Annotated in this window: 23 protein-coding genes; 6 read left to right on the forward strand and 17 right to left on the reverse strand. The window is 68.6% G+C overall.

Going from position 1 to position 25,579, the window contains the following annotated elements:
• Positions 1-8: 8 nt before the first annotated feature.
• From ACWDXS_RS13965 to hutC, 13 genes are all read right to left on the reverse strand, one after another.
• On the reverse strand, positions 9-1,181 hold the full coding sequence (locus tag ACWDXS_RS13965) for a hydroxymethylglutaryl-CoA synthase (protein ID WP_378988243.1): 1,173 nt from the start codon (positions 1,179-1,181) through the stop codon (positions 9-11).
• Positions 1,178-2,236 (reverse strand): hydroxymethylglutaryl-CoA reductase, encoded by a 1,059-nt coding sequence (locus ACWDXS_RS13970; protein WP_449965586.1) that lies wholly within the window; start codon positions 2,234-2,236, stop codon positions 1,178-1,180. The genes ACWDXS_RS13965 and ACWDXS_RS13970 overlap by 4 nt, the downstream gene beginning before the upstream one ends.
• On the reverse strand, positions 2,229-3,326 hold the full coding sequence (gene fni / locus ACWDXS_RS13975) for a type 2 isopentenyl-diphosphate Delta-isomerase (RefSeq protein ID WP_378988249.1): 1,098 nt from the start codon (positions 3,324-3,326) through the stop codon (positions 2,229-2,231). The genes ACWDXS_RS13970 and fni overlap by 8 nt, the downstream gene beginning before the upstream one ends.
• The gene (locus ACWDXS_RS13980; RefSeq protein ID WP_449965589.1) at positions 3,323-4,405 is read right to left on the reverse strand and encodes a phosphomevalonate kinase; all 1,083 of its coding nucleotides are present in this window, start codon (positions 4,403-4,405) and stop codon (positions 3,323-3,325) included. Before ACWDXS_RS13980 ends, fni begins: the two co-directional genes overlap by 4 nt.
• A complete protein-coding gene (gene mvaD / locus ACWDXS_RS13985) occupies positions 4,402-5,466 on the reverse strand; it encodes a diphosphomevalonate decarboxylase (RefSeq protein ID WP_449965592.1) in 1,065 nt (354 codons plus the stop codon). The genes ACWDXS_RS13980 and mvaD overlap by 4 nt, the downstream gene beginning before the upstream one ends.
• Positions 5,463-6,509, reverse strand: a complete 1,047-nt coding sequence (gene mvk / locus ACWDXS_RS13990; protein WP_449965595.1) for a mevalonate kinase — start codon at positions 6,507-6,509, stop codon at positions 5,463-5,465. The genes mvaD and mvk overlap by 4 nt, the downstream gene beginning before the upstream one ends.
• A 36-nt stretch (positions 6,510-6,545) precedes the next feature.
• On the reverse strand, positions 6,546-7,343 hold the full coding sequence (locus ACWDXS_RS13995; protein ID WP_378627342.1) for a methyltransferase family protein: 798 nt from the start codon (positions 7,341-7,343) through the stop codon (positions 6,546-6,548).
• Positions 7,334-8,329 carry a fatty acid desaturase gene (locus ACWDXS_RS14000; RefSeq protein ID WP_378988261.1) on the reverse strand — a complete coding sequence of 332 codons (996 nt, stop codon included), beginning with the start codon at positions 8,327-8,329 and terminating at the stop codon, positions 7,334-7,336. The genes ACWDXS_RS13995 and ACWDXS_RS14000 overlap by 10 nt, the downstream gene beginning before the upstream one ends.
• 50 nt (positions 8,330-8,379) lie before the next feature.
• Positions 8,380-9,642 (reverse strand): hypothetical protein, encoded by a 1,263-nt coding sequence (locus ACWDXS_RS14005; RefSeq protein WP_387443214.1) that lies wholly within the window; start codon positions 9,640-9,642, stop codon positions 8,380-8,382.
• On the reverse strand, positions 9,639-10,688 hold the full coding sequence (locus ACWDXS_RS14010; protein ID WP_378656323.1) for a polyprenyl synthetase family protein: 1,050 nt from the start codon (positions 10,686-10,688) through the stop codon (positions 9,639-9,641). Before ACWDXS_RS14010 ends, ACWDXS_RS14005 begins: the two co-directional genes overlap by 4 nt.
• 719 nt (positions 10,689-11,407) lie before the next feature.
• Positions 11,408-12,010, reverse strand: coding sequence for a hypothetical protein (locus ACWDXS_RS14015; protein ID WP_378988267.1), 603 nt, complete (start codon positions 12,008-12,010; stop codon positions 11,408-11,410).
• Between the two features lie 10 nt (positions 12,011-12,020).
• Positions 12,021-12,347 (reverse strand): hypothetical protein, encoded by a 327-nt coding sequence (locus ACWDXS_RS14020; protein ID WP_378988270.1) that lies wholly within the window; start codon positions 12,345-12,347, stop codon positions 12,021-12,023.
• A 381-nt stretch (positions 12,348-12,728) separates the two neighbouring features.
• Positions 12,729-13,484: a histidine utilization repressor gene (gene hutC / locus ACWDXS_RS14025; protein WP_449966226.1), complete on the reverse strand. Its 756-nt coding sequence runs from the start codon at positions 13,482-13,484 to the stop codon at positions 12,729-12,731.
• An 85-nt stretch (positions 13,485-13,569) separates the two neighbouring features.
• Between hutC and hutU the strand changes: the two genes are divergently transcribed.
• Entirely contained in the window at positions 13,570-15,246 is a 1,677-nt protein-coding gene (gene hutU / locus ACWDXS_RS14030) for a urocanate hydratase (RefSeq protein WP_449965604.1), read from the forward strand.
• A gap of 142 nt (positions 15,247-15,388) precedes the next feature.
• Complete coding sequence (gene helR / locus ACWDXS_RS14035) at positions 15,389-17,515, forward strand: RNA polymerase recycling motor ATPase HelR (protein ID WP_449965607.1); 2,127 nt, start codon at positions 15,389-15,391, stop codon at positions 17,513-17,515.
• A gap of 214 nt (positions 17,516-17,729) precedes the next feature.
• On the opposite strand, the gene hutH is transcribed toward helR, so the two are convergent.
• On the reverse strand, positions 17,730-19,289 hold the full coding sequence (gene hutH / locus ACWDXS_RS14040; protein WP_449965610.1) for a histidine ammonia-lyase: 1,560 nt from the start codon (positions 19,287-19,289) through the stop codon (positions 17,730-17,732).
• A 253-nt stretch (positions 19,290-19,542) separates the two neighbouring features.
• Here hutH and hutI point away from each other — a divergent pair, with 253 nt between their 5' ends.
• Positions 19,543-20,730, forward strand: a complete 1,188-nt coding sequence (gene hutI, locus ACWDXS_RS14045; RefSeq protein ID WP_449965613.1) for an imidazolonepropionase — start codon at positions 19,543-19,545, stop codon at positions 20,728-20,730.
• Positions 20,727-21,647, forward strand: a complete 921-nt coding sequence (hutG, locus tag ACWDXS_RS14050) for a formimidoylglutamase (RefSeq protein ID WP_449965616.1) — start codon at positions 20,727-20,729, stop codon at positions 21,645-21,647. The genes hutI and hutG overlap by 4 nt, the downstream gene beginning before the upstream one ends.
• A gap of 15 nt (positions 21,648-21,662) precedes the next feature.
• On the opposite strand, the gene ACWDXS_RS14055 is transcribed toward hutG, so the two are convergent.
• Genes ACWDXS_RS14055 through ACWDXS_RS14065 form a run of 3 tightly spaced genes read right to left on the reverse strand, consistent with a single transcriptional unit; the run spans position 21,663 to position 23,724 of the window.
• A complete protein-coding gene (locus ACWDXS_RS14055; protein ID WP_378988291.1) occupies positions 21,663-22,946 on the reverse strand; it encodes an ArsB/NhaD family transporter in 1,284 nt (427 codons plus the stop codon).
• A gap of 14 nt (positions 22,947-22,960) precedes the next feature.
• Positions 22,961-23,419, reverse strand: coding sequence for a CBS domain-containing protein (locus ACWDXS_RS14060; protein ID WP_378988294.1), 459 nt, complete (start codon positions 23,417-23,419; stop codon positions 22,961-22,963).
• A gap of 29 nt (positions 23,420-23,448) precedes the next feature.
• On the reverse strand, positions 23,449-23,724 hold the full coding sequence (locus ACWDXS_RS14065) for a hypothetical protein (protein ID WP_378988297.1): 276 nt from the start codon (positions 23,722-23,724) through the stop codon (positions 23,449-23,451).
• A 176-nt stretch (positions 23,725-23,900) separates the two neighbouring features.
• Here ACWDXS_RS14065 and ACWDXS_RS14070 point away from each other — a divergent pair, with 176 nt between their 5' ends.
• A complete protein-coding gene (locus ACWDXS_RS14070) occupies positions 23,901-24,917 on the forward strand; it encodes a histidine kinase (protein WP_449965620.1) in 1,017 nt (338 codons plus the stop codon).
• Complete coding sequence (locus ACWDXS_RS14075) at positions 24,914-25,567, forward strand: response regulator transcription factor (protein WP_364405344.1); 654 nt, start codon at positions 24,914-24,916, stop codon at positions 25,565-25,567. Before ACWDXS_RS14070 ends, ACWDXS_RS14075 begins: the two co-directional genes overlap by 4 nt.
• Positions 25,568-25,579: the final 12 nt, after the last annotated feature.

Genomic DNA, 25,579 nt, shown 5'->3' on the forward strand with positions numbered 1-25,579 from the left:
GGGCGACCTCAGCGGGATTCGTAGATGCGTTTGTGACCGGAGACGGCGGCCAGCCGGAACGGGCGCCGCGTTTCCTCGGCCATGGCGTGGTACGCGCCGTCACTGGGCGAAGTGGCCTCGTGCAGTGCCCGGTAGTGCTCGTAGCCGAGCAGCTCACGCGAGCTGATCGCGGCGAGATTCGCCTCGGTCCGCAGGTGCTCGCGGTAGCCGGGCGTCACGGTGCCGCTGAAGAATTCGGCGACGCTGCCCGATCCGTAGCTGATCATGGCCAGGGCCTTGTCGGTGAGGTCGTCCGCGTGATCGAGCAGCGAGGCCAGGCCGAGGTACAGCGAGGCGGTGTAGCTGTTGCCGACCGTGCGGTTGTAGGTCGTCGTCGTACCGATGGCGGCCTCGATCGCGTCGGCGTCGGCGGTGTGGCCCTGGCTTTCGAGCAGATGCCGGTGCGCCTTGTAGGCCATCTTGGTGAAGGGCTGGTGGTAGCAGAACGCGGCGAACTCACCGAGCTCACGACCGCCCTGACGGCGGTAGTCCGACCAGGCCTCCTGGGCGGCCTTCTGGTAGGCGTTGACCGAGGTCTTGCCGTCCACGATGGCCTCGGTCCGGTAATTCGGACGCCAGAAGTCCATGATGTCGGCGCTGTAGAGGCCCGAAATCGGGTCCAGCGCCAGGATCGCCGGATCCGCGGTGACCAGCATCGCGACAGCGGCGGCGCCCTGGGTCGGCTCACCCGGGGTGTCGAGTTCGTACTTCGCGATGTCGGCGGCGATGACCAGCACCCGCTGCGACGGGTCGCGAGCGATCAGCCCCGCGGCGAACTGCAGCCCGGCGGTGCCGCCGTAGCAGGCCTGCTTGAGCTCGACGACGCGGGCAGCGTTGGGCAGCCCGATCAGCGAGTGCAGGTACAGCGCAGCGGCTTTGGACTGGTCGACACCGGTCTCGGTGGCCAGCAGCACGGTGCGGATGTTGTCGGTGCCGTGCCGTTCCAGGATCGGCTTGGCGGCGGCCGCGGCGATGGTGACGATGTCCTCGTCGGCGGCGGCGACGCTCATCTTCTCCTGGCCGATGCCGAGGTAGAACTTGTCGCGATCCACGCCGAGTCGCTCGGCGAGGACGGCGTGATCGAGAGCGTAGTGGGTGGTGGCGAACGAGAGGTCGTGGATACCGACCGGTGTAGTTGTCATCGTGGGCTTCCGTTGCTCGTGGTGGACCGCTCGAATTGGGTATGGGCACGCATCAATTCACCGCGGTTGGTCTGTGCCGCCATCAGCGACAGCTCCCCGCACAACACGGTGGCCGCCCCGATCACCGCGAGGCGTCGGGCGTTCTCGCCGGGCTGCCGGTCTTCGCGGCAGCCGAGGCGTTCCAGGTTCTCGTCGACGAAACTCGCGTGCTTGCCGTTGCCGACCGTGCCCACGATCAGGTTGGGCAGGGTGCACGAGAAGTAGAGGTCGCCGTCACGATCCTCGGCATGGGTGATGCCCTGGGATCCTTCGACGATATTGGCGGCGTCCTGGCCGGTCGCCAGGTAGTACGCGAGCAGCATGTTGGCGTAATGCGCGTTGGCGGAACGGATTCCACCCGCCAGCAGGGTGCCGATCAGGTTCTTGCGGATATTGAGCTGGGTCACCTGCGCCGCGGTGGTGTGCAGGCGCTGCTCGACCACCTCACGCGGGATGAGCAGTTCGGTGATCACGTTCTTGCCGCGACCGAGAATGCCGTTGACCGCGGTGGCCTTCTTGTCGGTGCAGTAGTTGCCCGAGATCGAGCCGTAGCGCACCCCGGGCATGGTCGACAGGATGTGATCCATCAGGTGGTCACTGGCCAGGGTCGCCATGTTGTGGCCCGACGCGTCACCGGTGGTGAACTCGAAGCGCAGGAACAGCAGGTTGCCGGTGATCTGGTGGTGCAGGTCGATGAGCCGGGCGAAACGACTGCTGCCCGCGACCACTTCCTGGAGCTCGGCCATGCGGCCTTCCAGCTGCTGAACCGTAATGTAGGCGGTGTACGCGTCGTCGGCTTCCAGCAGGATCGAGCGCGTCATCCGCTCGTCGATCAGCGTCGCGACGATGCCCTTCTCGGCCAGGGTGCTGATGCGCGCGCCGCGCCCGACCGAGGGCCACAGCGGGGTTTCGTAGGTGGCGAGGGGAACGTCGACGGCGTCGTCGACGACATTTCCGGTAATGCGGACAGGCCCCACCCACTGCAGCGGCACCGCCGCGTACGACATGTCATTCATGGGTGACTCCTTCTCGATTTTCGGATTCACGCCACCAGGGGCTCCGGTGGGCAAGTGCTGCGGCGTCGATGCCGCGAAGCAGGCAGAAGTTCGCGACATCGCCGGTGACGAGCAGGTCGGCGCCGACCAGATCGGCGGGGGTGCGGGCGCCGAGGACGGTGAGGATGGTGCGCAACTGGTCGAGCCAGGTCCCGATCTTGTCGACCAGGGCGGCGGTGTCGTGGCTGACCAGAGTTTCCAGGAACGCACCCGCGACCCCGGTCGCGTCGGCGCCCAGCGCGAGCGCGCGCGCGATGTCCAGTGGCGAGCGGATGCCACCGGTGGCGGCGATGTCGATGCCGGGGATGCCGGCGCAGTCGAGCAGGCAGTTCGGGGTGGACTGGCCCCAGCTCTCGATGAACCCGAAGTCACCGCCCACGCGCCGATCGTTCTCGATGCGAGCGAAGTTCGTGCCGCCGCGGCCGCCCACGTCGGCCACGGACACACCCGCGTCGCGCAACCAGGTGACGGTCTGCCTGCTCAGGCCGAACCCGACTTCCTTGACGAAGACCGGCACCGCGGTATCGGCGACGATGCGTTCGATCTGGCGCGGCCACGCCCCGAACGAGCGGTCGCCCTCGGGCATGACCACTTCCTGCACGGCGTTGAGATGGATCTGCAACGCATCGGCCTCGAGCAGATCGATGGCGCTGCGCACCTGGTCGACGGTCGCGTTCGCGTTGACGTTGGCCATCACGAATCCGTGCGGATTCTCCTGGCGCAGCACGCGATAGGTGCCCGCCACCGAGGGATCACGGAAGTAGGCACTCATCGAGCCCGAGGCGATGGGGATGCCGGTCTCGCGCGCGGCGATGGCGAGCTGGCGGTTGATCTCGCCGGTCTTGGTGCTGCCGCCGGTCATCGCGTTCACGAACAGCGGTGTGTTCCACTGCTTTCCCGCGACTTCGACGGCCAGGGAGACATCCTCGGCATCGATGCCGGCGAGGGCGTGGTGGACGAAGGTGACGGAGTCGAAGTCACTGACTCCGGTGGCCTGGCGGTGGTGGTTCACCGCGTGGCGAACGTGGTCGTCCTTGCGATCGGCGATCATCGTGGGTCCCCTTCGACAAGGTGGGTTCGCAGGGGCAGCGGGCGGATTCCGGCGGTGATCCAGCGCCCGGTGAGCTCGGCGATCGCCGCGGGGCGGGTGCGTTCGATGAGCGCGATACCGCAGTCACCACCACCGGCGCCCGAGGGCTTCGCCGCCGCGCCCACCGCGGCGCCCGCGTCGCACAGTGCGTGCAGACGCGGTGTCATGATGCCCAGGCCCGACGTCGCGTCGAGATCGACGAGCAGTGTTCGCGCGCTGTCGATTTCGACTCGCACGGCGCGGGAGTCATCGGCTTCGATGGCGGCGACCAGCCGTTCGACACACTCGTTGCTGTGCGCCCGGAAGGTGCTGCGGTCGCCGTCGAGGCCGGCGACCAGCGCCGGTGTGGAGGCCGGGTTCCCGGTCCAGCCGACCTGCAGGGTGAGCTCGGTCGGGGTGGGCAGCGGGCGCACCGACAGGCCCGGCCACGGGGAACGCAGGGTCGCGTCGACGCCGTCGCGGGCGAGCGAGGCCGCCACCTGTGCGCGGTCCGGGGATCGATAGGCGAGCCAGCCGCCCCAGGTGCTCACGGCGACATCGCCGCCCGAAGCGCGCGGATTGACCGCGATCGTGGCGAGCATGGCCAGCCGGTACCGGTCCATGGGATCGAGCCCGAGGGCGAAGTGCTGCCCGAGGGCGGCGACGGTGGCCACCGTGACGGCCGCGCTGGACCCCAAGCCGAACTTGCGACCATCGGCGTCGCCGAGGTCGGCGGTGACGCGCAGCCGGAAGTCGGAGACGGGGACGCCCCGTTCCAGGAGCAGCCGGTGAACCAGCGAAACGGCCGCGAAGACATAGGAAAATGCCGCTGGTACACCAGCATCGGAGATCGGTGCCAATTCGTCACCGTGACGCCCACACGACAGCGTGACACCGCCGTCCAGATCCGAGTGCAAGGTGATGCCGTCGCCGGGATCCGCCGCCGTGACCGTGGCGGTCGCGTAGCGGTCGACCGCCGTGAGCACCGCGAGGTGTCCCGGCTCGACCACGGCGTATTCACCGGCGATGAAGAGCTTGCCCGGTGCGCGACAACTGGTCATCGATCGCCACCCGCCGCCGGTGCACCGGCCGTGGTCAGCGACGCACCGGGACCGATGTGCGCGATCCGGGTGGTGACGAAGTCGCCGAGTCCGTTCAGGGTGGCATCGACCAGTGGCGCGTCCGCACGCGAGCACAACACTTTGACGTTCGGACCCGCGTCGATCGTGGCGTAGGCCATGATCCCGTCGGCGCGCAGCGCGAGGACCGCGTCGAGGATGGCGATCGAATGCGGTGACAGGTACCGGATTCCGGGTCGAGCGGTGAGCATGGTGGCGTGCATGCCGAGGGCGTTGCGCTCGGCGATCTCCCCGATCGCGGGAAGGTCCTGTCGTGCAATGGCTTTGCGCATCTCCGCCAGATCGAGCACCGACGAATCGGCCCACGGCCGATAGAACGGCGAGGTGGCGGTGGTCTCGCGCATGGCGACCCGGCTCGAGACGGCCTTCGCGCCCTGGTTCACCACGGCGACCACAAGAGCCGGATCCAGCTCGTCGCCGCCGATCGGCTCCGCGAACGAACTCAGGTCCCCCGCTTCGCCTTCGCCGTCACCGGCGTGCCAGACGACGAATCCACCGAAGATGGAGCGCGAGGCGGAGCCGGAGCCGCGCCGGGCCAGTCGCGACAGGGCGCGACCGTCGAGGTCGAGCTCATAGGCGGCCGCGGCAGCGGTGGCCAGGGCCGCGAAGCCGCTCGCCGAGGAGGCCAGACCGGCGCCGGTGGGCCCGGCGTTGGACGTCACCACCATCGCACGGTCGGCACGACCGGCCTTGGCGCGCACCAGATCCAGGAACGTCTCGATGCGGGTACGCGCGGCTCCGGTGGCCGCGACACCGTTGAACTCGACGACATCGGCCGGTCCCTCGATCACCCGCACCGATGTGGTGGTCGGGAAGATGTCGAGGGTCATCGACAGGCTGCCCGTGACGGGCAGGAACAGGGCTTCGTCCCGCTTGCCCCAGTACTTCACCAGGGCGATGTTCGGGTACGCGACCGACTCGGCGGACGGCCCGGTCACGGTGCCGCGCTCGGCGACCGCGGGTGATGCGGGAGTGAAAGTCATGGATTGACACCGTGTTCCGAGGTCGAGACGGATAGGGACTCCGCGCCTGAACGCAGGCTGCGGGTGGGGACCGTCCAGGTCTGTACCGCGCCTGCGCGGCGCAACGCGGCGCTGACCGTGCGCGCGTCACCGGTCTCGGTGAGCGCGAGGACGCAGCCGCCGAGACCGGCGCCGGTGAGCTTGGCGCCGTACGCGCCCGCCTCCAGCGCCGCGGCGACCAGTGTGTCGATATGCGGGGTGCTCACGCCGAGTTCGGCGAGCAGGTCCTGGAAGTCGAGCATCGCCCGGCCCAGCGACGCGGCGTCGCCCGCCGCGAGATCGGCCGCGGCGCCGCCGATCAGCTCGCCGGCCCTGGTCAGCACGCGGCGCGCGGACCGCGGGTCCCGGTCGAGCGTGCGGCGCACCCCGGCGACCGCGTGCTGGGTGGACCCGGGCACCCCGGTATCGGCGATCACCAGCGCGGCGTCGAGACCGATATCGAGTGCGGTGGCGGTGCCCTCGCGGAACAGGATCGGGCCGTCGGCCAGCACCGCGCTCGCATCGATGCCGCTGGCTCTGCCGTGCGCGACCTGTTCACCACACTGCACGAATTCGTAGAGCGTGGCGGCGTCGACGGTTCGGCCGTGCAGGTCGGCGACGGCACGCACGGCCGCGCCGGCGCACGCCGCACTCGAGCCGAGCCCGCGAGCGAGCGGAATGTCGCACTCCATCACCACATCGGCGATATGGCCGGTCAGGCCCCAGCGCCGCAACGCCTCCTCGACCGCTACGCGCGGTCCGGACAACGTGTTCTCCGCGGCATTCGGGTTGCCCGCGACGAACCCGAAGTGTCCTTCGGGAACCTCGACGACGCCGCCGGGGGTGCCGGGACGGGCGACCGCCCGCACCGACAGGGTGGGCAGCGGAAACGCGATGGCGGGCGTCCCGTGCACCACGGTGTGCTCACCCAGCAGGATCGCCTTGGCGTGGGCTCGGCCCACGCCACGGACCGGGCCGGTCGCTGTGGAGCTGTGTTCAGTACGTTCTCGAACGGGACTGTTCACGACGATTCCTCTCCAGACTCGGCCCGGCCGTGCCGGTTACCGAGACGATCGGCCGAAAATGGCGCGCACGGACGGGAAGAACGCGGGCACCTGCGCGGCGTACGCGCGATAGGACGCACCGAAACGAGCGATGAGATCGCGCTCCTCCAGGTAGGTTCCGAGCAGGATGTACCCGGTCAGCCCGAGCGCCCACACCAGGTGTCCGACGGTGAACTCACTGGCGAACCAGAACGACACCAGCAGACCGGTCATCAGCGGATGACGAACCAGCTTGTAGACGCCGTTCACCTGCAGACGGTCGACCGTCGCGTCCGGTACCTGGATCACGTACTGGCGGTAGGCCTGACTGATGCCGAGCAGGTGGAAGTGGTTCAGCAGCAGGGTAGCCGCGTAGACCAGCACGAAGCCGATCCAGAACCCGGTGTCGAGCACCACCGCGAGCGCGCCGTCGGCCGACCACAGCACGTGCGGCACCGGCTGCCACGCCAGCATGATCACCCACATCACCAGGCACACGCCGATGATGTAGACGGTGCGCTCGAGCGCCTCGGGCACCCAGCGGGTGATGAACGCCTTGAACGAGGGCCGGGCCATGCCCGAGTGCTGCAGCGCGAACAGCGCGAGCAGCACCAGGTCGATCGCGATCGCGGGGACCGCGGACAGGTGCGGTCCCTTGTCCACCGTCTTGGGCAGCCACCAGCCGCCGGCGAACAGCAGCATCAGCGGCACCGTGATGCCGGCGAAACCGTAGACGGCGAAGGAGAACAGGAACGGGACGAGCCGCGAGGGGCTCGTCACCACACCCCGAACCTGTTGCGGTGACATCAGATCCATGCGAACCACGGCAGGTAGCGTGAGCGAACGGTGCCCGCTTCCAGACGCGACTCCAGGCGCGCCTTCCACTTGTTGCCGTACCCCTCGTTGAGGAAGCCGCCGGGCACGACCAGACGCCAACCCGACTGCGCCACCATCCAATACGGCACGATGACGCCGGGGTTCACGTCACGCATGTAGTCGAGCTTGTCGGGGATCTGGCTCCAGTGGATGCCGGGGTAGCGGTGGTGCACGCTGTGGTAGCCCTGGTTGAAGATCAGGAAGTTGAGGATGTTGCCCGCGTTGTTCAGCGAGGTGCTCGGCTCATCGGTGAATCCGCGTGCGGGAGCGTGGCTCAGCCAGGCGAAGTAGCCGGCGTTGACCTGGGTGATCAGGAACGGCACCCAGTAGAACAGCACGAACTTCTCGAAGCCCGCGACGTACCAGACAGAGCCGATCACGAGGGTGTACACCGCGAGATCGAAGATGAACTGGTGACGCGTCTTACGACGGCGCGGCGCCGGGTTCGCGGCGAACACCGTCCGCACCGTGTGGATCTTGACGACCATGCCGTAGCGGACCCAGTACCAGAGGGCGCCGATGCCCTTGTCCAGGCCGGTGGTCGCGGTGACATCGCCCGGGCCGTCGTTGAACCGGTGATGGTTGAGGACGTGCACCTCGCGCATCTCGGCCGCGGTCAGGTTGCCGGGCAGGCAGCACAGGATGTCGACCACCCGGTTGGGGAACTTGGACACGAACAGCGGGCGATGGGTGTGCATGTGCATCACGCCGATGGTCAGCGAGAGGTTCAGCAGCGAGAGCACGATGATCAGCGGTACCGCGATGTACCAGGTGGAGGTGCCGGGGATGAACAGCGCGGCTGCGGTCATGCCGATCCACAACGCGATGTGGAGCAGCGGGCCGACGTTGGATGCGTGCTCGAGTTTGAACACGCGCCGGCTGAACGGCGGTTTCTCTGTGGGCGCGACGGGCGTTCCGGTGCTCATGGGAGAGCTCCTTCGCTAGTAGTGACGATCATCGAGGAGGTGTTCCCCGACTACTGGTGGCTGCTGTTGTCGAGAGCGGCGAGCTGCAGCCGTGTGGCCAGCGCCCGGATCGCGTCGGGTTCGTGGCTCGGCACCCGCTCCATGGCACCGAAGGCCAGGTGATCGGCGATCATCATGGTGCGGATCGCCGAGTCGGAGAGTTCGCCGGTCAGGCGGCCTTCGGGCAGGGTTTGCACCAGCGCGAAGGTGGTGTCGACGATCAGCGGCATCAACGAGGTTTCCGTCGAAGCCAGGTCGCCCGCACCGAGCACCTGCGAGGCCGACGCCGAGCCGGTGGTGAAATCCGGTGAGGCGTCGAGCATCTGATGGATCGCGGCGTCGCCACTGCGGCGCACACGCTCGAGCATCGTGGTCCAGTAGGTGGACGAGGCGGCGGCCAGCGTGGCCGCGGCGACCGGGCGCCGGAAGGGTGCGGGCGCCCCGACCGCGCCACACAGGAACGCCGAGGTCGTGATCGTCATGTACGCCATCGCCGCCCGCGCGCCCAGGCTCGGCGTGCCGGGACCGAGCTTGGCCAGCAGCGCAAAGCCGCCGAGGGCGGGGGTGAGCTGGCGCAGCATCACCATCCGGGTGAGTTCCTCACGGTCGGCGGCGCCGTAGATCGCGAGTTCGTTGTCGCGCAGGTCGTTGGCCGACTGGGCGATCACGGCGACACAACCCGTCAGTTCCCGCAGATCCGCTTCGGGCAGCACATCTTCGGCGACCAGGGCGCAGGCGTAGTGGGTGATACGGCCGAGCACGCCTTCGCTGTAGGCGACGCGGGTCAGCGGTGCGTCGATATTGCGCGCCATGACCCGGCCCACATCGGTGAGCACCAGCCCGACCCGCTCGCGACCCTGCTCGGACAACGCCGCGAGCAGCGCCCTGATGTCGGCGATGCGCTCGGCGAGTACCCGGTCGACGGCTTCGCTGTCGCGGATCTTGCCCTCGAGCGCGGGCAGCGGCGGTGGGAGGGTGTCGCTCGCGCCGTTGAGGTAATCCACTGCCGCCAGCACGGCGCCGCTGGCTACCGCGCGATCGCTGAGGTCTTCGAAAGCGTCGAGCACACGACAGGCGAGCAGCGCTGCGGTGGCCTCGTCGCGCAAGGTCGCAGGCAGCAGACCGACGGCGATGCCCAGGTTGCGGCCCGCGGGGATCAGCGCGAGCGCGGCCAGTTCCCGCGGTGACCGCGCGGCGCGCAGTGCGTCCAGATCCGGTGCGCGGCGCAGGTTGCGCAGTCCGCGGATCAGGAGGGGAAGTCGTGCTGAGCTCATCGGGAGATCACCTGCTCGAGAAGTTCGCGCAGGTCGTCGCGCGCGAGGGAAGGGGGAAAGACGTCGAGTGCGCGGGTGGCCTTCTCGGTGGCGTCCATCGCGACCAGGCGGGCCGCTTTGGTGGCACCGCTCTCGACCAGGTCTTCCTGCAGGGTCGCGCTGGAAATCTCTGCGTCCAGCCACATTTCGCGGGCGCCGGGCCGCGAGCCGAGCCATTCGATGACCGGCCAGGTCGGCACCCGGCGTTCGAGGTCACCGCCGGCGTCCTTGCCAAGGCCCGGTCCGCCCTCGATGTCGCGGACGTCGTCCATGATCTGGAAGGCGAGCGCGAGCTGGTCGGCGTACTCCATCAGGGCGTAGAGCCGGTCGAGATCGACCCCGCCCGCGGTGCCGCCGTACGCGCACGACAGCCGGAACAGGGTGCCGGTCTTGGCCCCTGCCACGAGTTCGTAGTGGCGGCGCAGCGCGACCTCGTCGATCGAGGGCGGCAGGGTCTCGATGAGCTGACCGTAGGACAGATCGGAGAGCCGGTCGGCGTAGGTGATGCCGGGCGCCTCACCGACCCGCGCGAAGACCTCGGGGTTGTCGGTCAGCACGCGGGCGACGACCTGCATCGATGCGCCGGCCAGGTGGAATCCGGCGCGGGCACTGGTGCGCACGCCGAACGCGGCGGGCACCGACGGTGCGTCGCGGCGCAGCAGCGATCCGTCGCAGATGTCGTCGTGGACCAGCGAGGATTCGTGCAGCATCTCCATCGCGCAGGCCAGGTCGACGGCGTCGCCCAGCGGGGCAGCGGTGTCGGCGGCGTCGGGGAGCAACCCGGCGCAGGCCAGGACCAGCCGGGCCCGCACCCGTTTGCCGGGAGCGGCCAGGATGTGGGTGTAGATCGCGTCGAAATCCTCACCGGTGATGAGCAGTTCCCGCAGTCGTGCGGTGACCAGCGCCAGCTGCTCGGTCGGTCCGGCCGGTCTGGGCATGACCACCACTTGGTCGCCCGAGTGCTGGTCACCCGAGTGCTGTGCTGCGGGTAGCGCGGGATTATCCATAGCGCTGAGCTCCTTTGGTGTGGTCACGATGCGGAGAGGTTCACCGGCAACTGCCGGACACGGGTTTATGGAGTTTCCGGCGGGGCAGTCGTAGGGAGTCACCTCTCGCAGCCGACGGGGTCGAGCGTCCCGTTCGCTGGCTACCGACGGGTAGTTTTGTAGAGGAAGCTCGAGATGTCAAGCATTCCAACATGTTCCAAGTTTGAAACCTACAATTGTGCTGTACCACAATGGTTTACGGACACTTCAGGCGGGGAACACAGCAGCGACAGCCGACTGCCGGTTCCAGGTGTGCGGCGTAATCGCCTGCACTACAACGGCTTCCGCGTCATCGCGATAATCCGGGGGCGAACTCATGAGTCGCGGAGCTGCCCGGGGTAGACACCTCGGGAGTCATCCGGCGATGCGTGGGGTCGACCGCGATACGGTCGGGTCGGCGCTCGCAACGTCAATGTTGTTGGCACACACACGATTCGGGACCAGAGTGACACGAACTGTCCGTCCGTCAACAACTCCGGTGACTGGGACAGCCCTGTGTGAACCATACAATCCGATTCGCGTTACCGCGAGCCGAGGCGCGATCGGGAACCGACCCGAAGGCCCGCGGCGATCCGATATCACGCCCACCGTAACGATGAAACCTGGTGCAGCACTGTTAGTTTCGCTAGCAACGCAGCGGACAGCGAAGCGGCCGAGTGAAAGGCCGCGACCGGGTTCGGTCAGCGGGCGGCGGTGCTGCCCAGGCTGCCGAGGACCAGGAGGTTCGGCGCCGGGTGGTCGACGGACGGGGACGGAGCCGTGGAACGGGCAGGGGGGCGCATGATCGTGCAGCGACGGACCAAAACGGTGCCACAGGCGTGGACGGTGGTGGTGATCAGGTCCTCGGCCAGCGGCAGGTCGTCTTCGCGATAGGCGTAGACCGAGAAGCGCACCGTGCGACATTCGCTGTTCGGGTCGGCCTGCCGAACCGCTTCGGCGGGGCAGCTCGACAGGAGCATGATCGCGGCGGCCAGGTCCGCACAGGGATCACCACCGACCAGCGAGCCGGCGGCGAAGGCAGCGAAAAGTGTGCGCAGGCAAGGCTGTTCGGGTCTCTGCTGGGAGTCCTGGATCTGCGACCAGCGGCGCAAGGCCGGATGGTCGGCGATGTCGGCCCTGCCCTGCCACCGCCGGCGCGCGCAGTCGAGCAGCCGGGCGGACGTCGAGTCCCACACATGGGGCGCCTCGATCCGGGCGACGATCCGCAGTAGGCGGCATTCGTCGGCAGCGGTGGCCACGGGCGGTTCGATGAGCGGCGCCGTCGCCTGTCGGTGCGTCTGCATTGTCGACCTCCTACCGCACGAGAGAAGAACCGAACGGGCGCTGCGCGGCGGCGGAACCACGCCGCCACGCCAGGCGGAACGCCCACGCCGAGGCCAGCACCGACATGACGACGACGGTCGCGATCACCCCGAAGACCACCCCACCGGACCACCCGACACCGTCGTATCGCGCGATCAACGCCGACGCGAGAATCGGGCCCGCCGTGATGAACACGGGAATCAGCAAGATCAACCCGAGGGTCACCAGGCTCGACGGCGTCATCACTGTTTTCGCTGCGGAGAAATCACGTCGAGAGATCATGGTGTGCGGCCCCGACGGCTGCGTGACTGTAGCCATTTCCGCCCTCTCCGTTACCTGAATGGAACCCAGCGAAACTATCGAGTCCCAAACGTACAGCCCCGATCCGGCCAACCGCGTACTTCGTCACGAAACAGTGATAACCCGAAACTGAACCAAATCCGTACAGCAGGCATAACCCCAGCTCAGACAGCATTTACTCGGTAGCCATCAATTTGCTGTTCTTGTTTATCATTCAGATCGGATAACAATTTCAGGGGGCGATCATGCACACGTCAGCCTTCTCGATGAGCATGTCTTCGATCCCATCCGGAAAGCGAACAGTTCGACAATCCGCCTGATCGAAATCTCGTCGCGCAATTACCAAGCGGCGACAGCTGTTTCGAGTCGGGAACATTGTTCGGCGCGCACGACGCGGAGTCAACCCGGCTCGCTACCGAAGCTGCCTTCCAGCCGATTGCGCGAACCCGGATGCACGAGCCGTGCCACGCTGACCAACCCGCCCGACGACCAGGTGCGGCGCCGGATGAGCAGGCACGGCTCGTCGGCGTCGATGCCGAGCAGCACGCACTCCTCGCGGGCGGCCCGCACCGCCTCGACGACATGCTCGCCGCGCAGCAGCGGCGCGACCTCACTGAGGTAGCTGTTCGGGGTGACGGTGGTGAAGTCCTGGGCGAGGTAGTCGGGGGCCTGCGCCGGGTTGACGTAGCGGTCCTCGAGCTGGATCGGCACGCCGTCCTCCAAGTGCACCAGCACCGAGTGGAATACCGTGCCGCCCATGGCATTCGCCATTTCCGCGTCGCCGGGCACCTCGGACCGCACGAACACCACCTCGGTGCGATGACGATGCCCGCGACCGGTGATCTCGTCGGCGATGTTGCGGACCTCGAACAGCGGTGAGGTGGCCTTGCTCGCCGCGACGAAGGTGCCCACACCCATCACCCGGGTGAGCGCGCCGTCGGCGGTCAGGTCACGCAGGGCGCGATTGATCGTCATCCGGGACAGCCCGAGTGCGGCGACGAACTGGTTCTCCGAGGGAATCTGCTCCCCCGCGTTCCACCGGCGCGCTTTGATCTGCGCCATGATCAGCTGCTTGACCCGTTCATACGCCGCGAATTCGCTGCCGAGCTCGCCGTAGAGCGCGGCCAGCTCCGCATCGACCACCTCGATCGCCACCACCGAACATCTCCTCGCCTCGCCCAGAGAATACGTTGCGCTCGAACCTCGTCGGCACTTGTATATACAGGACTATACTGCCCTCATGACCGACGCGACACCGCCTGTCTCCGGCCCCCGTCCCGTGTCCGCTCCGCGCGGCACCGAGTTGCACACCCTCGGTTGGCAGCAGGAGGGTGCCTTGCGGATGTTGATGAACAATCTCGATCCCGAGGTCGCCGAACGCCCCGATGACCTGGTCGTCTACGGCGGGACCGGGCGAGCGGTACGCAGTTGGGCGGCATTCGACGCGATCGTGCGAACGCTGGAGACCCTCGCCGCGGACGAGACGTTGCTCGTGCAGTCCGGGAAACCGGTGGGGGTGTTCCGCACCAACGAGTGGGCGCCGCGGGTGCTGCTGGCGAATTCGAATCTCGTCGGCGACTGGGCCACCTGGGACGAGTTCCGCAAGCTCGAGCAGTTGGGGCTGATGATGTACGGGCAGATGACGGCCGGGTCGTGGATCTACATCGGCAGCCAGGGCATTCTGCAGGGCACCTACGAGACCTTCGGCGCGGTGGCACGCAAGCGATTCGGCGGCACCCTCGCCGGCACCATCACGCTCACGGCGGGCGTCGGCGGGATGGGTGGCGCGCAACCGCTCGCGGTGACGATGAACGACGGCGTCGCGCTGTGCGTGGACTGCGATCCGGCGCGTATCGACCGGCGGATCGCGCACGGCTACCTCGACACGAAGGCCGCGACCTTGCGGGAGGCACTGGATCTCGCCGTCGCCGCGCGTGACGAGCGCAGGCCGCTCTCGATCGGCCTGGTCGGCAATGCGGCCCAGGTCTTTCCCGCACTGCTGGCCATGGGCGCACCGATGGACATCGTCACCGATCAGACCTCGGCCCACGATCCGTTGTCCTACTTGCCGATCGGCGTCGCACTCGAGGACTGGCACACCCTCGCCGAGAAGGATCCGGTCTGGTTCACCACCGAGGCGCAGGCGTCGATGGCCGCGCACGTCGAGGCGATGGTCGGATTCATGGACGCGGGCGCCGAGGTGTTCGACTACGGGAACTCGATTCGCGACGAGGCCCGCAAAGGCGGCTACGACCGGGCTTTCGCCTTTCCCGGCTTCGTTCCCGCCTACCTCCGCCCGCTCTTCGAAGAGGGCCTCGGTCCGTTCCGGTGGGCGGCGCTCTCGGGTGATCCGGCCGATATCGCCGCCACCGACCGCGCGATCCTGGAACTGTTTCCCGGCAACGACCATCTGCGCCGCTGGATCACCCTGGCGGGCGAGAAGGTGAGGTTCGAAGGTCTGCCCGCACGGATCTGCTGGCTCGGTTACGGCGAACGCCATCGCGCGGGCCTGAAATTCAACGAGATGGTCGCCTCGGGTGAGCTGTCGGCTCCCCTGGCCATCGGCCGCGACCACCTCGACTCCGGCTCGGTGGCCTCCCCCTACCGCGAAACCGAGGCGATGGCCGACGGTTCCGACGCGATCGCGGACTGGCCGCTGCTCAACGCACTGCTCAATACCGCGTCCGGGGCGAGCTGGGTGTCGATCCATCACGGTGGCGGGGTCGGGATGGGCCGTTCGATCCACGCGGGCCAGGTGTGTATCGCCGACGGCACCGAGCTGGCCGCGCGGAAGCTGGAGCGGGTGCTGACCAACGACCCGGGCACCGGGGTGATGCGACACGTCGACGCGGGTTACGAGCACGCGGCCGAGGTGGCTCGTGAACGGGGTGTGCGGATTCCGATGCAGGAGGGCTGACCAGCCTGGAAAAGACGAGAGCCCCGGCAGTGCCGGGGCTCTTTCCACTTTCAATATATAGCGTAAACAGGGACTTGCGGCAAGGCCCCGGGGTTGCTGCACAATCATCCGGTCGCACCGGAAAAAGTACAGTTAGGGGCCTATGTCAGCGCACGGGTACGAAGAGGAACGCCGATCCGAGCAAAGCTATGTCGCCGGGTTGTACTCGCGCCTCGATGCCGAGCGGGCACGGGTGAAGGGCCGCTACAGCGCGGCGCTGCGCACCAAGGGCGACTCCCCCATGGAGCGCGACAACGAGGTGCGGGCGCTGGGCAAGGAAGTACAGCGCCTCGACGTGGCCGACAACGGGCTGTGTTTCGGCCGGCTCGACGCGGCCTCGGGCGAGCGGTCCTACATCGGCCGGATCGGGCTGTTCGACGAGTCGAACGATCTCGAACAGCTGCTCCTGGACTGGCGGGCACCCGCGGCGCGCGCTTTCTATGTCGCCACCGCGGCCAACCCGGAGGGCATGCGCCGGCGGCGGCAGTTCCACACCCGCGGCCGCCGGGTGGTCGATTTCACCGATGAGGTGCTCGGCCGCCCCGACGGGAGCGAGGGCGGAACCGACGCCGCGCTGCTCGCCGCGGTCGACGCGCCACGCGGGGACGGGATGCGCGATATCGTCGCGACGATCCAGGCCGAACAGGACGAGATCATCCGCCTGGAGCACCCGGGTGTGACCGTGATCGAGGGCGGTCCCGGCACCGGGAAGACCGTGGTGGCGCTCCACCGCGTCGCGTACCTGCTCTACACCCAGCGCAGGCGGATGGAGCGCCAAGGCGTGCTCGTGGTCGGGCCCAATCCGGCCTTCCTGAACCACATCGCCCATGTGCTGCCCTCGCTCGGCGAGACGAATGTCGTGTTCGCCACCACCGCCGACCTCGTGCCCGGTCTGCGCGCGACGGCGGAGGACACCCCCGAGGCGGCCCGGCACAAGGGTTCGCTGCGAATCCTCGACATCCTCGCCGCGACGATCGCGGATCGCCAGCGACTGCCCGAAGCGCCGCTGACGATCGCGCTGACCGATGTGACGGTGCGGATCGATGCCGCGACCGCGGAGTGGGCCAGGCAGGAGGCGAGGGAGAGCGGGCGCCCGCACAACGAGGCGCGCGCGGTGTTCACCGAGATCATCACCTACGTTCTCACCGAGCGCGCGATCGCCCGGATCGGCGAGGGCTGGCTGACTCGCGACGACACCGAGGCATGGGAACAACTGCGCGCCGACCTGGTCCGCGAGCTCGCCGACAACGACGAGTTCACCGCGGCGCTGGATCAGTGCTGGCCGATCCTGAAGCCGGAAACCGTGCTGTCCCAGCTGTATTCGTCACACGATCGGCTGCGGGCAGCAGGCGCGGACGCGGCGCTGTGGCGGGCCGACGGTGGCGCGTGGACGGTCTCGGACGTGCCGCTGCTCGACGAACTCGTCGACCTGCTCGGCCGCGACACAGCCGCCGACGACTCCGCCGAGCGAGAGCGCAAAGCCGAGGCCGAGTACGCGGCCGGCGTACTGGACACCCTCATCAGCCGCGAAGACCTGATGGACGACGAGGACCACCTGCTCGCCCAGGACATGCTCTACGGCGAAGACCTGGCCGAACGCTTCCTCGAACGCGACACCCGCGAACTCGCCGAACGTGCCGCGGCCGACCGGGAGTGGACCTACGGACACGTGGTGGTCGACGAGGCCCAGGAGTTGTCGGAGATGGACTGGCGGGTGCTGATGCGGCGGTGCCCGAGCCGCTCCTTCACGATCGTCGGCGATCTCGCGCAGCGCCGGTCGGCGGCGGGCGCGAGGTCCTGGGCCACGATGATGGAGCCCTACGTCCCCGGCCGCTGGATCTATCGTGCCCTGACGGTGAACTACCGCACCCCCGCCGAGATCATGGCCGTGGCCGCCGATGTGCTCGCCGAGTTCGCGCCCGATGTCCGCCCGCCGGACTCGGTGCGATCCTGCGGTGTCGCACCCTGGTCGCATCGGGTCACCGACCACGAATTGCCCACCGCGATCGAGGAATTCGTGCGGGCCGAGGCGGGCCGCGAGGGAACGAGCATCGTGATCGGGCCACCCGGGGTACCCGGCACGGTGCCCGCGTCGGCGACGAAGGGCCTCGAGTTCGACGCGGTGCTGGTCGTGGATCCGCAGCGCATCCTCGCCGACGGCCCCCGCGGCGCCGCCGAACTCTACGTCGCCCTCACCCGCGCCACCCAACGCCTCGGCGTCCTGCACTAGACCCCGCTGCCCGAGTCGCTGCGCGGGCTCACCGAGATCGAACCGGCACAGCAGCTGCAGGCGTAGCGCGATCACTGACTGCGGCAATCGCCTTCGCCGTCCGCCCGCGTGGGGCCGATCGCAGGTCAGCGGCAACAGCGTCGATGCCATCGGGCGGATCAGCGCAGGCGAGACAGCGGTCCCAGGCCGGGGTTTCGCTCGCGCGTACCCCCGCTCAGCCGAGCGGACCGGTCACCGATTCGGCGGCGGCGAGCAGCGCGCCGGATGCCGCGAGGCGGACCGCTGCCTCGATGTCCGGGGCGAGGTAGCGGTCGGGCCCCGGGCCGGGGACTCGGTCGCGCAGCGCGGTCAGTACGGCAGCGGTCGCGGGCGCCGGGGTCAGCGGGGCGCGGAGGTCGAGGCCGCGGGCCGCGGTGAGGGCTTCGATGGCCAGGACTCGGGTGAGGCCGTCGAGGGCGCGGCGGAGTTTGCGGGCGGCGGACCAGCCCATCGAGACGTGGTCCTCCTGCATGGCCGAGGAGGGGATCGAGTCGACCGAGGCGGGCGCGGCCAGGCGTTTGAGGTCGGAGACGATGGCGGCCTGGGTGTACTGGGCGATCATGTGGCCGCTGTCGACGCCGGGATCGTCGGCCAGGAACGGGGTGAGGCCGTGGTTGCGGGCATTGTCGAGGAAGCGGTCGGTGCGGCGTTCGCTCATCGAGGCGACGTCGGCGATCACGATGGCCAGGAAGTCCAGCACATAGGCGACGGGGGCGCCGTGGAAATTGCCGTTGGACTCGACCCGGCCGTCGAGGGTGACGACGGGGTTGTCCACGGCACTGGCCAATTCGTGGCCGGCGACGCGTTCGGCGTGGTCGAGGGTGTCGCGGGCGGCGCCGGCGACCTGGGGTGCGCAGCGCAGCGAGTAGGCATCCTGGACGACGGTGCAGTCCGGGGTGGCGTGGCTGGCCACGATCGGCGAATCCGCCAGCACGCGCACCATATTGGCGGCCGCGACCGCCTGGCCCGGTTGCGGGCGCAGTGCTTGCAGGTCGGCGGCGAAGACCTTGTCGGTGCCGAGCAGACCCTCCACGCTCATCGACGCGGTCACATCGGCCAGGCGCAGCAGGGCCCGCAGGTCGTGGCAGGCGAGTACCAGCATGCCGAGCATGCCGTCGGTGCCGTTGATCAGCGCGAGGCCTTCCTTCTCCGCGAGCTCGACGGGGGCGATGCCGGCGTCGGCCATGGCCTGGGCGGCAGATCGCAGCTCGCCGGTCGCGTCCCGGACGGTGCCCTCCCCGATCACCGCCAGTGCGACGTGGGCCAGCGGCGCGAGATCACCGGAACAGCCCAGGCTGCCGTACTCGTAGACCACCGGGGTGATGCCCGCCGACAGCAGCGCGGCATAGGTCCGCGCGACCACCGGGCGCACCCCGGTCCGGCCGGTCGCGAGGGTCGACAGGCGCAGCAACATCAAGGCGCGCACCACCTCCCGCTCCACTTCTGCGCCCGACCCCGCCGCATGCGAGCGAATCAGACTCCGCTGCAACTTCTTGCGTGACTCCGGCGGAATATGACGGACGGCCAGTGCACCGAACCCGGTCGACACCCCGTACACCGGCCTCGGGTCCGCGGCCAGCGCTTCGATCCGCGCACGACTCGCCTCGATGGCGGCGACGGCATCGTCGGACACCACCACCGCGACGCCGTCCCTGGCCACCCGGACCAGATCCCGCGCCGAGACCGGACCCGTGCCGACGACGACCGGTCCGGGCCGATCCGGGCCGATGCTCACGATGCTTCTCCCATCACTGCGGGCTACCCCTTGACGTTCTTGTCTATACAGGTCTATACCTACCGTACGTGTCCTGGCGCGCGTCCGCCGGGCCCGCGCCACCTGATCTCGAAGGAACGCGTCGACCTGCCCGCGCTTTACGATCCGAAGGGCCGCTACGGTGCGAGCAACGTGCCCGCGCTGCTCGCCCGCGCACAGGGTCTATCGCGCGCACACCGCCATACTCGACATCCGCGCCGAGGAGGACTCCTCCATGCCCACCACCGTGCTGACCGATATCGGCACTCTCGTCACCAACGACCCGGCGCTGGGCGAGGGCCCGCTGGGGCTGCGGCGCGACGCCGCGCTGGTCATCGACGACGGGCGGGTGGCGTGGGTCGGTGACAGTACCGCCGCGCCGGCCGCCGACACCGCGTTCGATCTCGGCGGACGCGCGGTGCTGCCGGGGTTCGTCGAGTCGCATGCGCATCTGGTGTTCGCGGGCGACCGCGCCGAGGAGTTCGCGGCGAGGATGGCGGGGCAACCCTATGGGGCCGGTGGCATCCGCACCACGATCGCGGCGACGCGGGCAGCGAGCGACGAGCAGCTCGCGGCGACGGTACAACGACTGCTGGACGAGTCCTTGCGGGCAGGCAGCACCACGGTCGAGTGCAAGAGCGGCTACGGGCAGACCGTGGCCGACGAACTGCGCAGCGTCCAGATCGCGGCCCGCTGCACCGACGAGGTGACGCTGCTCGCCGCGCACGTGCCGCCGCCCGAATACGCCGGGCGCGCCGACGACTACGTGACGATGGTGTGCGAGGAGATGATCCCGCGGTGCGCGCCGTACGCCCGGTGGATCGATGTGTTCTGTGAGCAGGGCGCCTTCGATCGCGATCAGGCGCATGCCGTGCTGACCGCGGGGATCGCGCACGGGCTGGTGCCGCGAGTCCACGGCAATCAGCTGCATCAGGGACCAGGGGTGCAGTTGGCCGTCGAGCTCGGCGCCGCGTCGGTGGATCACGTCTCGCACGTGAATCGTGCCGATATCGATGCGCTCGCGGGCAGCGATACGGTGGCCACGCTGCTGCCGGGCGCCGACTTCTGTACGCGCAACAGCTATCCCGATGCCAGGGCACTGGTGGACGCGGGGGTCACCGTCGCGCTCGGCGCGGACTGCAATCCGGGCACCAGCTACACCACGAGCTTGCCGTTCTGTATCGCCCTGGCGGTGCGGGAAATGCACATGACACCCGACGAGGCGGTCTGGGCGGCAACCGCAGGTGGTGCGAAGGCGTTGCGGCGCACCGATATCGGTTCCCTCTCCCCCGGTTTTTGTGCCGATGTCATCGCACTCGACGCCCCCTCGCACCTGCACCTCGCCTACCGCCCCGGCGTTGCGCTGGTCGGTCAGGTGTGGCGCGAAGGAGCCCTCGTCGCGAATCGAGGTGGGGTGCGGTGACTTCCGAATCCGCCTGGACCGGTCGCGTCGACGGCACGACGCCGGAGCACCTGCGCTGGCATCAGGCCGTCACGCCGTACGAGCCGGGCAACGACGATCCCGGCGCCTGTGTTTTCGTCGGCTTCGCCTGCGAGGAAGGCGTGCGCCGGAACAAGGGCCGCCTCGGCGCGGCGGCGGGCCCGGACGCGCTGCGCCGCGCGTTGTCGCCGATGGCGCTCGCCACCGAGCTGCGCGCCTTCGACGCGGGGACGATCGCCGTCACCGACGACCGGCTGGCGGACGGTCAGCGACGACTGGGCGAGACGGTGTCCGCGCTGCTGGACGACGGCGCTTTCCCGGTCGTTCTGGGCGGCGGCCACGAGGTCGCCTACGGCACCTACCTCGGACTGGCCGGTTCGGCTCGCCGCGTCCCGGGCAGCGTCATCGGAATCCTCAACCTCGACGCGCATTTCGACCTGCGCCCCGATCCCGTGCCCAGTTCCGGCACCCCGTTCCGGCAGATCCTCGAGACCGGCGACGACGTCCGGTACGCGGTGATCGGGATCAGCCAGCCCAGCAACACCCGGGTCCTGTTCGACACCGCGGACAGATTCGGGGTGCGTTATCTCCTCGACGACGACTGCGAGCCAGTCCGGGTCGCCGCCTTCGTCGACGACTTCCTGGCCGGGATCGACCTGCTGTATCTGACGATCGATCTCGACGTCCTCCCCGCCGCGGTGGCTCCCGGTGTGAGTGCCCCCGCGGCCTACGGTGTCGCGCTGTCCACGATCCAGGCCGTCTGCGACCGCGTCGCCGCCTGCGGCAGACTCGCGGTTGTCGATGTCGCCGAACTGAATCCGCGGCTCGACATCGACAACCGCACCGCCCGCACCGCCGCCCGGCTGATCCACCGGATCGTCACCCGCCACGTCGGGTGAGCACCGTCGCGGGACTCAGAAGTACCGGATCCACACATAAATCCAGGCGATGACACTGCTGAGCAGCGTGACCAACATGCCGTACTTGGTGAACTGCCAGAAGGTGATCCGCTGTCCCGCGCGGGCGGCGATCCCGAGGGCGACCACATTGGCGCTGGCCGCCACCGCCGTGCCGTTCCCGCCGAAGTCGGCGCCCAGGGCGAACGCCCACCACAGCGCCTGCCCGGTAGCTGGATCCGGTGCGCCCGCGACGATGTCCTCCACCACCGGCGCCATGGTCGCGGTATAGGGAATGTTGTCGACGAACGCCCCGAGAATCGCCGAACCGAACACCAGCGCGGTCGCGGCCAGGAAGTAGTTGTCCCCGACCCAGCCGATCGCGGCGTCACCGATCGTGGCGATCACCCCGGTGTGCACCAGGCCCGCGACCATCACGAACAGACCCATGAAGAACACCAGCGTCGGCCATTCCACCTCGTGCAGGACATCGCCGATGTCGAGGCCGGAGACCAGCACCATGATGCCCGCGCCGACCAGCGCGATCACCGACGGCGCGACGTGCAGCACGCTGTGCAGGCAGAAGCCGACGACCACACCGGTGAGCACGATCATCGAGCGCACCAGCAGTTTCGGATCGCGGATCGCGCGCCGTTCCTGCAGCGCCATCACCGCGTCGACCGAGGTGGGATCGGTGCGCAGCGCCGAGCGGAACAGCACCCGGGTGAGCGCGACGAACAGCACGAAGGTGATCACCACGATCGGGGCCATGTGCACGAGGAAGTCGTTGAACGTCAGCCCGGCCCGGCTGGCGATGATGATGTTGGGCGGGTCACCGATCAGCGTCGCCGCGCCGCCGATATTGGACGCGAGCACCTCGGCGATCAGGAACGGTTGCGCGGCGATGCCGAGACGTCGGCACACCACCAGCGTCACCGGGGCGACCAGCATGATGATGGTGACGTTGTCGAGAAACGGCGACGCGACCGCGGTGATCAACATCAGCATCACCATCAGGCGATACGGGTTGCCGCGCGAACGTTTGGCCGACCAGATCGCCAGGTAGTCGAACAGGCCGGTCTGCTTGATGACGCCGACGATGATCATCATCCCGAGCAGCAGGAAGATGACGTTCCAGTCGATGCCCTCGTGGGCGGAATAGAAGACCTCGTCGCCGGGGATCAGGCCGAGCAGAGCCATCGCGCCCGCGGCGATCAGGACGGTTTTAACCTTGTCGGCTTTCTCCGTGGCGATGAAGAAGAAGGCGATCACGAAGATGACGACGGCGAGCGCTGCAGCCATGCGCGGCGTGACGTTCAGTCGCCGGGGCCGACGACAGCGAGGCTGGTCAGCAACCGTTCCAGGGTGATCGCGCCGCGCAGGGTGCGCGAACGGTCGACCACGGCGATGAGCGGACTGTGCTTGCGCGCCATCAGGATCGCGATTTCGAGCAGGGTCGCGTCGGGGGGGACCGTGGCCGGCTTGCTCGCGCCGTCGGGCAGACAGTCGCCGACGGTGAGGCTGCCGGGTTCCTGCCAGAACAGGTCGGCGTGCACCTCGTCGATCGTGCGGACCAGCGTCGGGTCGTCGTGATAGGAGGCCGGAATCGCCAGGCGTAGCACCTGGGTTCCCGGCAGGACCGCCACCGGCCGGTCGAGTTCGTCGACGACGATCAGACCGGGCAACCGGTTGACGACCATCAGCCGCACCGCACGGGCGACGGGGTCGCTGGTGCGAACGGTCGGCAGGTTCATCGCGATATCGCGTGCGCGCATGGCATGGCTCCGGGGGGATTCGACGGTGCTCACGGCTGGGCCTGCCGTCCGGTCAGGTGGTCCAGGCGTTGTTCCAGGCGGGCGAGCCGGTCGCCGAACGGCCGCGAACGCATGAGCTCGGCGACCTGGTCGGCCTCGTCGGGTTCCAGTTCGATGTCGACCGTCGGTTCGTCGCTGCCCCCCGCGTAGGCGAGCAGGCGTCGCGCACCCGACGAGTGCGTCAGCAGGGCGAAGCGAATGCCGTGGCGGGTGTGGAAGCTGTGCAGCACACCGGCTCCCGGGATCGTGGTCCGGTCGATATCCATGGCCGGCGGTCCTTCCTCGGATCGTCGAAAGCGTCTGATCGAAGTCTGGTTCGCGCAGGTGGCGGGCACTATCGGCCGTGACACCCATTTCCTGGGCAGGTCGGTGCCGGTCAACGGGTGCGGGATGGGTGCTGGGCACCATGGACAGAACGCGGGGGCGCCAGCATGCTGGTGTCATGAACCGTCTCGCAGCGCTGCGAGCAGGACGCTCGCGGCGAATCCGAACGCCGGTGACGGCGTTGTTCTGGCGGATCTGCTTGCTCAACGGCGTGATCTTCACCCTCGGCACGCTGATCTTGGCCTTCTCACCGGCCACGGTGTCGGCCCGGCTGCGCCTGACCGAGGTGCCGGTGCTGGTGATCGGGCTCGCGGTGATCCTGACGGCGAACGCCGTGGCGCTGCGCACCTCGCTGGCTCCGCTCGACGAGCTGGTCGCCTCCATGCGCCGCGTCGATCCGCCCCGGCGCGCGGTCCGCCTCGAGCGCGGCGCGAGCGGGGACTTCCATCAGCTGATCGAGACCTTCAACGCGATGCTCGACCGCTTGGAAGCCGAACGTTCGGTCGCCGGTGGGACCGCGCTGGCCGCCCAGGAAGGTGAGCGGCGGCGCATCGCCCGCGAACTGCACGACGAGATCGGCCAGAGCCTGACCGTGGCGCTGTTGCGGCTCAAACGGGTTGTCGACCGGGCGCCCGCCGACCTGCGCGAGGACGTCGAGCAGGCGCAGGAAACAGTGCGCGGTTGTCTGGACGAGGTGCGCGGGATCGCCGCGCGGCTGCGGCCCGACGTGCTCGAGGAACTCGGCCTGCACAGCGCGATCACCGCGCTGTGTCACGAATTCAGCCGCACGGCAGGCATTTCCGTGCGCCGCGAGGTCGACCCGGCGATCAGCCGCCTCGACCCCGACATCGAACTCGTCTGCTACCGGGTCGCTCAGGAGAGCTTGACGAACGTGTTGCGCCACGCCGACGCCGACGAGGTGAGCTTGCTGATCGCACCGCGAGCCGGCACCGTGCTGCTGCGGGTGACCGACAACGGTCGCGGCGGCGCGGTCGAGGACGGGGCGGGCATCCGCGGGATGCGCGAGCGCGCGATGCTGATCGACGCCACGCTGACCATCACGTCCCCGGCATCGGGCGGTACCGCGGTCGAACTGATCGTCCCGGTCGCCGCACGCGAAGGAGTGCCCGCATGAGCGCGCCGACCCGGATTCTGCTGGCCGACGACCACGCCCTGGTGCGCAGCGGGTTGCGCATGATCCTGGACAACGAACCGGACCTGCTCGTGGTCGCCGAGGCCGCCAACGGGCTGGACGCGGTCACCGCCCTCGCCGACGACGGCATCGACCTGGTGATCCTCGATATCGCCATGCCACGGATGACCGGCATCCAGGCCGCCCGCGAGATCACCAGGAACAACCATCCGGTGCGCATCCTGATGCTGTCGATGTACGACAACGAGCAGTATTTCTTCGAGTCGCTGAAGGCGGGCGCTTCCGGCTACGTGCTGAAGTCGGTGGCCGATCGTGACCTCATCGAGGCGTGCAGGGCCACGATGCGCGGTGAGTCGTTCCTCTACCCGGGCGCGGTCACCGCACTCGTGCGCGACTACCTGCAACTCGCCCGGCAGGGCTCCGCGCTGCCGGAAACGATCCTCACCCCGCGCGAAGAGGAGGTGCTCAAGCTGATCGCCGAGGGGTACTCGGCGCGCGAGATCGCCGCCGAGCTGGTGATCAGCGCGAAGACCGTCGACCGGCATCGTGCCAACATCCTGCAGAAACTCGGCCTGCGCGACCGGCTCGACCTGACCAGATACGCCATCCGCGCCGGATTGATCGAGCCGTGAGAACACCGAGGG

The organism is Nocardia sp. NPDC003183 (assembly GCF_053590715.1).

Coding starts and splice junctions, on each gene's coding strand:
- ACWDXS_RS13965 (WP_378988243.1), bottom strand. CDS start 1,181: ATGACAACTACACCGGTCGGTATCCACGACCTCTCGTTCGCCACCACC.
- ACWDXS_RS14000 (WP_378988261.1), bottom strand. CDS start 8,329: ATGAGCACCGGAACGCCCGTCGCGCCCACAGAGAAACCGCCGTTCAGC.
- hutU (WP_449965604.1), top strand. CDS start 13,570: ATGACCGACGCGACACCGCCTGTCTCCGGCCCCCGTCCCGTGTCCGCT.
- helR (WP_449965607.1), top strand. CDS start 15,389: ATGTCAGCGCACGGGTACGAAGAGGAACGCCGATCCGAGCAAAGCTAT.
- ACWDXS_RS14005 (WP_387443214.1), bottom strand. CDS start 9,642: ATGAGCTCAGCACGACTTCCCCTCCTGATCCGCGGACTGCGCAACCTG.
- ACWDXS_RS14060 (WP_378988294.1), bottom strand. CDS start 23,419: ATGCGCGCACGCGATATCGCGATGAACCTGCCGACCGTTCGCACCAGC.
- ACWDXS_RS14075 (WP_364405344.1), top strand. CDS start 24,914: ATGAGCGCGCCGACCCGGATTCTGCTGGCCGACGACCACGCCCTGGTG.
- ACWDXS_RS14020 (WP_378988270.1), bottom strand. CDS start 12,347: ATGGCTACAGTCACGCAGCCGTCGGGGCCGCACACCATGATCTCTCGA.
- fni (WP_378988249.1), bottom strand. CDS start 3,326: ATGATCGCCGATCGCAAGGACGACCACGTTCGCCACGCGGTGAACCAC.
- ACWDXS_RS13980 (WP_449965589.1), bottom strand. CDS start 4,405: ATGACCAGTTGTCGCGCACCGGGCAAGCTCTTCATCGCCGGTGAATAC.
- ACWDXS_RS13970 (WP_449965586.1), bottom strand. CDS start 2,236: ATGAATGACATGTCGTACGCGGCGGTGCCGCTGCAGTGGGTGGGGCCT.
- ACWDXS_RS13995 (WP_378627342.1), bottom strand. CDS start 7,343: ATGGATCTGATGTCACCGCAACAGGTTCGGGGTGTGGTGACGAGCCCC.
- ACWDXS_RS14015 (WP_378988267.1), bottom strand. CDS start 12,010: ATGCAGACGCACCGACAGGCGACGGCGCCGCTCATCGAACCGCCCGTG.
- ACWDXS_RS14055 (WP_378988291.1), bottom strand. CDS start 22,946: ATGGCTGCAGCGCTCGCCGTCGTCATCTTCGTGATCGCCTTCTTCTTC.
- ACWDXS_RS14010 (WP_378656323.1), bottom strand. CDS start 10,688: ATGGATAATCCCGCGCTACCCGCAGCACAGCACTCGGGTGACCAGCAC.
- hutI (WP_449965613.1), top strand. CDS start 19,543: ATGCCCACCACCGTGCTGACCGATATCGGCACTCTCGTCACCAACGAC.
- ACWDXS_RS14065 (WP_378988297.1), bottom strand. CDS start 23,724: ATGGATATCGACCGGACCACGATCCCGGGAGCCGGTGTGCTGCACAGC.
- mvaD (WP_449965592.1), bottom strand. CDS start 5,466: ATGACTTTCACTCCCGCATCACCCGCGGTCGCCGAGCGCGGCACCGTG.
- ACWDXS_RS14070 (WP_449965620.1), top strand. CDS start 23,901: ATGAACCGTCTCGCAGCGCTGCGAGCAGGACGCTCGCGGCGAATCCGA.